The 7,214-nt window shown below is 53.3% G+C and carries 6 protein-coding genes; all 6 read left to right on the forward strand.

Features of this window, described 5'->3' with window-relative positions; genetic code table 11:
* Window positions 1-695, forward strand: a 695-nt coding sequence (locus AC06ND_RS01105) for a sigma-70 family RNA polymerase sigma factor (RefSeq protein ID WP_475677154.1), incomplete at its 5' end; no start/stop codon positions are given.
* Between the two features lie 3 nt (window positions 696-698).
* Window positions 699-2,489 (forward strand): arginine--tRNA ligase, encoded by a 1,791-nt coding sequence (gene argS / locus AC06ND_RS01110; protein ID WP_475677155.1) that lies wholly within the window; start codon window positions 699-701, stop codon window positions 2,487-2,489.
* The gene (locus tag AC06ND_RS01115; RefSeq protein ID WP_475677156.1) at window positions 2,489-4,216 is read left to right on the forward strand and encodes a YgiQ family radical SAM protein; all 1,728 of its coding nucleotides are present in this window, start codon (window positions 2,489-2,491) and stop codon (window positions 4,214-4,216) included. Before argS ends, AC06ND_RS01115 begins: the two co-directional genes overlap by 1 nt.
* 78 nt (window positions 4,217-4,294) lie before the next feature.
* A complete protein-coding gene (locus tag AC06ND_RS01120; protein ID WP_475677157.1) occupies window positions 4,295-4,648 on the forward strand; it encodes a hypothetical protein in 354 nt (117 codons plus the stop codon).
* Window positions 4,649-4,711: 63 nt separating this feature from the next.
* Window positions 4,712-6,469, forward strand: coding sequence for a chloride channel protein (locus AC06ND_RS01125; protein ID WP_475677158.1), 1,758 nt, complete (start codon window positions 4,712-4,714; stop codon window positions 6,467-6,469).
* A gap of 5 nt (window positions 6,470-6,474) precedes the next feature.
* A partial coding sequence (locus AC06ND_RS01130) for a Tex-like N-terminal domain-containing protein (protein ID WP_475677159.1) occupies window positions 6,475-7,214 on the forward strand: 740 nt, incomplete at its 3' end.

The raw sequence follows: 7,214 nt of genomic DNA on the forward strand, positions 1-7,214 counted from the left end.
GGGCGAACCTCAGGTTCGTGGTGTCTGTGGCAAAACAGTACCAGAATCAGGGACTCAGCCTTCCGGACCTTATCAACGAGGGCAACCTCGGACTGATCAAGGCGGCGGAGAAATTCGATGAGACACGCGGTTTCAAGTTCATCTCCTACGCAGTATGGTGGATACGTCAGTCAATCCTCCAGGCTCTTGCAGAGCAGTCGCGAATAGTGCGACTCCCTCTCAACCAGGTGGGCTCCCTTAACAAGATCAACAAGGCTCTCTCAAAGTTCGAGCAGGAGAACGAGCGTATGCCATCGAGCGAGGAACTCGCAGAGATGATAGACGTTCCGAAGGAGAAGATTGCCGACACCCTCAGGGTCTCAGGCCGTCATGTATCCGTAGACGCTCCTTTCGTTGAGGGCGAGGACAACAGCCTTCTCGATGTGCTTGTGAACGATGATTCACCGAGTGCGGACAGGGGACTTGTCAACGAGTCGCTCAACAGGGAGATCGAACGTGCGCTTTCTACTCTTGCGCCTCGCGAAAGGGACATCATCAAATATTTCTTCGGCATCGGTTGTCAGGAAATGACACTCGAGGAAATAGGCGAGAAGTTCAATCTCACCCGTGAGCGTGTCCGCCAGATCAAAGAAAAGGCGATACGCAGACTTAAACAGAACTCGAGAAGCAAGCTTCTCAAGAGCTACCTTGGCTAATCAATGACACCAGAAAATTTTATCATCGCCAAGGCTGCAGAGGCAGTCAAGGCACTTTACGGAGCGGATGTTGAGGCATCCCTCCTTCAGGTACAGGTTACAAGAAAGGAATTCGAAGGGGATTACACACTCGTTGTGTTTCCCCTTCTCAAGGTTTCCCACGCATCTCCGGACAATACAGGTAAGGCCCTCGGCGACTATTTCGTGGCGAACTTCCCTGAGATTGCCGCTTACAACGTGGTGAAGGGATTCCTCAACATATCCTTCTCTCAGGTATACTGGAACAATGTCTTCGCTTCCATCGTGGCAGTGGAGGACTATGGCCAGCATGCACCTAGCGGCAAGACCATCATGGTGGAGTTCTCTTCACCAAATACGAACAAGCCGCTTCACCTCGGTCACATCCGTAACAACCTTCTCGGATGGTCAGTGTCACAGCTCCTTGCTGCAAACGGCCACAACATCATGAAGGTGAACCTCGTGAACGACCGTGGTATCCATATCTGCAAGTCCATGCTCGCATGGAAGAAGCTTGGCGGCGGTGAGACTCCTGCCAGCTCAGGCAAGAAGGGTGACCATCTCGTTGGTGACTACTACGTGAAGTTCAATGACCTCTATGTTACCGAGGTCAAGGAACTCATGGCCAAGGGCATGAGCGAGGATGAGGCGAAGAAGGAAGCTCCAAGCCTCAAGGAGGCTCAGGACATGCTCTTCCGCTGGGAGAACAACGATCCTGAGGTACGCGCTCTCTGGGAGATGATGAACGGTTGGGTATATGAAGGCTTCGGCCAGACCTACGAGAACCTCGGTATCAGCTTCGACAGGACATATTACGAGTCTCAGACCTACCTCTTCGGTAAGGCACTCGTGCAGAAGGGCCTCGACATGGGCATCTTCGAGCGTCAGGCCGACAATTCGGTATGGTGCGACCTTACCGCCGATGGTCTCGACCGTAAGCTCCTTCTCCGTGGCGACGGTACCTCTGTGTACATGACCCAGGACCTCGGAACTGCGGAGCAGCGTTTTGCGGAATATAGCCTCGACGAGCATATCTACGTCGTAGGTAATGAGCAGAACTACCATTTCCAGGTGCTCAAGCTCATCCTCGGCAAGCTCGGCTTCGACTGGGCAGACAGCATCTATCACCTCAGCTATGGTATGGTAGAGCTCCCAGAGGGTAAGATGAAGTCTCGTGAGGGAACGGTGGTCGACGCAGACGACCTCATGGAGCAGATGTACAATACCGCGAAGGAGACCTCTCTCGAACTCGGCAAGCTTGACGGCATGGACGAGAAGGAGCAGGACGAGCTCTTCAGGATGCTCAGCCTCGGCGCGATGAAATACTTCATCCTCAAGGTGGATCCTCGCAAGACCATGCTCTTCGATCCTAAGGAGAGTATCGACTTCAACGGAAACACAGGTCCGTTCATCCAGTATACCCACGCTCGTATCCAGTCAATTCTCCGCAAGGCGGCAGAGAAGGGCCTGAGCTTCGGCGCAGCTGATGTTTGCCCTGAGTCTTCGCTCAGCGCGAAGGAGATCCGCATCATCAAGATCCTCAGCAACTTCCCAGAGAAGATCGCAGAGGCCGGTGCGGCACATTCTCCTGCTCTCGTCGCAAATTATGCATACGAGCTCGCTAAGGAGTTCAACCAGTATTACCATGACACCCCTATCCTCCGCGAAGAGGATCAGGCACTCCTCAAGTACAGGCTCGTTCTCATCGAGAAGATTGCCAAGGTGCTCGTAAAGGCTATGGGCATTCTCGGAATCGACCTCCCATACAGAATGTAATGTCCGAGGACAACACATACATGATACCGACTTCCATCAAGGAAGTTCAGGCTCTTGGGTGGGATTACATAGACGTCATCTTCTTCACAGGTGATGCGTTCATAGACCATCCGTCCTTCGGTACGGCAGTGATTTCGCGATGGCTTCAGAAATGGGGCTATCGCGTTGCCGTTGTTCCCCAGCCCAACTGGAGGGACGACCTGAGGGATTTCCGCAAGCTTGGACGTCCCAGGCTCTATTTCGCGGTGAATTCCGGAGCGATGGATTCGATGGTCAACCATTACACCGCGTCAAAGAGGCTCCGCAGCGACGATGCGTATACCCCGGAGGGCAGGGCAGGGGCGCGCCCAGACTATGCAGTCACGGTGTATACCCAGATTCTGAAGAAGCTCTTCCCGGATGTCCCGGTGGTGATAGGCGGTATCGAGGCGAGCCTCAGGCGAGTCACCCACTATGACTATTGGAAGGATGAGCTCATGCCATCCATACTGATCACCAGCGGGGCTGACTGGCTGTGCTACGGAATGGGCGAGAGGCCGATGCTCGAGCTGACCAAGGCAATAGAGGCGGACAGGAACATAAACGACATTCGCAAGATTCCGCAGCTGGCCTTCCTGATGAAGGGACGCTGCAAGAATCAGGATGCCCTCTATCTGAATTCGTATGAGGTCTGCAAGAGGGACAAGAAGGCCTTCGCGCAGAATTTCCACCATGTGGAGCTGTTGGCGAACATGATGCACCCGAAGGTGATCGTAGAACCGGTGGGGGACGGCTATGTGCAGATCAATCCTACCTACCCTCCGGCAAACGAGAAGGAGATGGATTCGTTCTGGGATCTTCCTTTCACCAAGCTTCCGCATCCTCGATACAAGGGTAAGCGTATCCCGGCTTACGATATGATCAAGTTCTCAATCAACACCCACCGCGGATGTTTCGGAGGATGTAATTTCTGTACAATCGCAGCCCACCAGGGAAAGTTCATCCAGTCACGTTCCGAGGATTCCATCATACGTGAGGTGCAGGGCCTGAAGAAGCTGCCGGATTTTGCCGGTAACATCTCCGATCTCGGAGCACCTACCGCGAACATGTACGGAATGCACGGAAAGAATCTGGAACTCTGCTCGAAGTGCGTGCGCCAGTCCTGCCTTTTCCCTTCTCCTTGCAAGAACATGAACCGTTCGCACGAGCGCCTGCTCGGGCTTTATGGCAGGGTGTCGACGGTGAAGGGCATCAGACATTCTTACATTGGCAGCGGTATACGATACGACCTTTTCCTCGACGAGAACGGATTCATAGACGACACTTCATATCCATACCTCAAGGAGCTCGTGCTCCAGCATACTTCCGGAAGGCTCAAGGTGGCCCCGGAGCATACCGAGGACGATGTCCTGAAGATGATGGGTAAGCCTTCCTTCAAGCTTTTCGAGAGGCTGAGGGTCGAGTTCGACAAGGTCGTGAGAAGCTCGGACAGGAACTGCGAGCTCGTGCCGTACTTCATCTCCTCACATCCTGGCTGTACCATGCAGCACATGGATAAGCTGTGCCATAAGCCTGCCTTGAAGGGCATATACATGGACCAGGTGCAGGATTTCACTCCGACCCCTATGACAACTTCGTCGGTGATGTTCTACAGCGGAATCGACCCCAGGACCATGAAACCGGTGTTCGTGGAAAGGAACATGGACCGCAAGAAGATGCAGAAGTCCTTCTTTTTCAAAAAAAAGTGACAATAGTTATTTGCATTAGAAAAAATTGTTCTATTATTGCAACCGATTTGAAACTCACAAAAGCGATCTAAAACTAGTATGGAGCAGAAGAAAAGAGCAGTAGTCAGCTACGAGAATATGTCTGAGGAACTTGCAGCGGCATTCGCAGCGAAGTACCCTAGGGGACTTGTCGATTATTTGCCGGATGTCAAGAAGATTGACAAGCCTGACGGCACAAGCATCTACACTGTCACTGTGGAGATTCCTTCAGCTATCTATCTCGTCAAGATCAAGATGAAGATCGACGACCCTGCAGAGTTGGACAAGTGGCTCGATGAGGAGGGCGATGATGACGGAAACGGCGGCGGCAGCAGCGAAGGCGGTGACGAGCTTCCTGATGACAACATCTCCCAGTATTCAAGCGGTGACGACGATACTCCCGACAACGAATAACATTTAGGACAGATAAATGCATCAAGGCGGTCAGATTGGCCGCCTTGATTCGTAAGAAGCCCGATGAAGATTTCCCTTGGACATAAGCTCTCCGAGCATGACCTTACCCTAATCCTCTCTCTCGTTGTGGGATGTGCGTGCGGTCTTGCCGCCGTGCTCCTTAAGACGGCGGTGGAGTCCGTGCAGCATGGAATAGGCCTGCTTTCGACATGGAAGGGATGGAACGTGTTCTACCTGGTCCTCCCGGGTATAGGTATGCTCCTCTCCATGCTCTTCGTCAAGTATGTCGTGAGGGACAATATCGGCCACGGTGTGACCAAGGTGCTCGTCGCCGTGTCCAAGAACGATTCCAAGATCAAGCCCCACAATATGTGGAGTTCGATACTCGCATCGTCGGTGACCATCGGATTCGGTGGATCGGTCGGAGCCGAGGCCCCAATCGTCTACACCGGTGCTGCGATAGGGTCCAACATCGCCAGATGGATGAACCTTTCATATAAGAACATGACCATACTCCTGGGTTGCGGTGCGGCAGGTGCGGTGGCGGGCATCTTCAAGGCCCCTCTCGCCGGCGTACTCTTCACCCTGGAGATTCTCCTGTTCAACATTTCCATGTCGTCCATCCTTCCGCTGCTCCTCTCTACGGTGTCGGCGACGGTGATCTCATACATCGTGTACGGCAATGAGCCTGTGTTCACGAGCTCGCTCGCGCCTTTCGCGATGATCAACATTCCGTTCTATTTCCTGCTCGGACTGTTCTGCGCGATGGTGTCCGTGTATTTCACGAGGATGACGCTTATGCTCGAGGACAGGATCAAGAAGATGAAGAATGCTTGGGTGAGGTGGATAGTCTCAGCCTTCTGTCTCGGCGTACTCCTTCTTCTCTTCCCGCCTCTTTTCGGAGAGGGTTACGGTTCGATCAATGTGCTTCTCAGCGGAGAGACTCCTTCTTACGAGGGAATCGAAGCTCTCGACGGACTCATGAACTCGCAGTGGACAGTGCTCATCTTCTTCGCTCTCGTGCTCGTGTTCAAGGTTTTCTCAATGTCCTTCACCAATGCCGGTGGCGGAGTCGGAGGTACCTTCGGTCCGACGCTTTTCGTGGGTGCGATGGCCGGATTCGTGGCTTCAAGGCTCATAAACCTCCTTGCTGCAGGCACAGGATTCACAGTGCCGGAGCAGAATTTCGTGCTCGTGGGTATGGCTGGTTGTATGGCTGGCGTCATGCAGGCACCGATGACCGCGATCTTCCTCATTGCCGAGATTTCCGGCGGATATGAGCTCCTCATCCCTCTGATCATCACTGCGACCATCTCATTCGGTGTGTCGCGAATGATAGAACCATATTCTATTTACACCAAACGAATAGCCAAGAAGGGAGAACTTCTCACGCACGACAGTGACCAGGCCGTACTCACTCTTCTGAAGACTTCCGACCTCATCGAGTCCAACTTCACTCCGGTGGCGATCGATGCCACTCTCGGTGAACTGGTCGAGGCGGTCGCAATCTCGACCAGAAATATCTTCCCTGTGCTCGACAGCCAGGGCAGGTTCCAGGGATTCGTGTCGCTTGAGGACATTAGGAGGGATATGTTCAAGAAGGAGGAGTACGACGTTCTTCATGTGTTCAATTTCATGAAATCGTCTCCGGAGTATGTCTATGTGGATGAGAAGATGGACAGCGTAATGAAAAAGTTTGAGAAGACGGACGCGTGGAACCTTCCTGTCGTGGACGAGAACAGGGTCTACGTGGGATTTGTGTCCAAGTCCAAGATCTTCTCCGCTTATCGTGCACAGCTGAAAGTCGTCTCCCACGAATAGACGATATGAAGGAAATCTACATCAAGGAGATAGCATCCAAGCTCGGATGCAGGGACTGGCAGGTCGAGAATTGCGAACAGCTCATAGCAGAGGGTGCCACCATTCCGTTCATCAGCAGATACCGCAAGGAGAAGACAGGTGGTCTCGACGACGTCGAGGTCGCTGAGGTCAGGCATTGGGTCGACGTCTTCGCTGAGATGGAGAAAAGGAAGGAGACTGTGCTCGCCGCCATCGAGGCTGCAGGTGCGTTGGATGATTCGCTTCGTTCCCGAATTGAGAATACAGTGGATTCGCGTGAACTCGAGGATATATATCTTCCGTATAGGCCGAAGCGCAGGACCCGCGCCACAGCAGCCAAGGAGGCAGGACTTGAGCCTCTTGCTGACAAGATGTATACGATTTCAGTGTCGGACCCTTCTGCCGAGGCTGCGAAATACGCAGGCAAGGGAAAGAAGGTTGCAACGATTGAGGAAGCGCTTGCCGGTGCCCGTGACATCATCGCGGAGAGGATAAGCGAGACCGCCTCAGTGCGCGAGACCATGCGCGGAATATTCTCTACCCGTCGTATCGTGACCAAGGTGACCAAGTCCGGCTCCACCAGCCAGGAGGCGCAGAAATACCGTTCATACTTCAATTGCAGCGAATCAATTGCCCACATAGCTCCTCACCGTCTTCTTGCGATGCTCAGGGCGGCTGATGAGGGCTTCTTGTCACTCAGGATAGATGCCGATGCGGAAAAGTGCGG

Source organism: Candidatus Cryptobacteroides sp. (genome assembly GCF_056207615.1).

What these genes read in the sequence shown, in the direction of transcription:
- argS (WP_475677155.1), top strand. Translation starts at nt 699, where the DNA reads ATGACACCAGAAAATTTTATCATCGCCAAGGCTGCAGAGGCAGTCAAG.
- AC06ND_RS01115 (WP_475677156.1), top strand. Translation starts at nt 2,489, where the DNA reads ATGTCCGAGGACAACACATACATGATACCGACTTCCATCAAGGAAGTT.
- AC06ND_RS01120 (WP_475677157.1), top strand. Translation starts at nt 4,295, where the DNA reads ATGGAGCAGAAGAAAAGAGCAGTAGTCAGCTACGAGAATATGTCTGAG.
- AC06ND_RS01125 (WP_475677158.1), top strand. Translation starts at nt 4,712, where the DNA reads ATGAAGATTTCCCTTGGACATAAGCTCTCCGAGCATGACCTTACCCTA.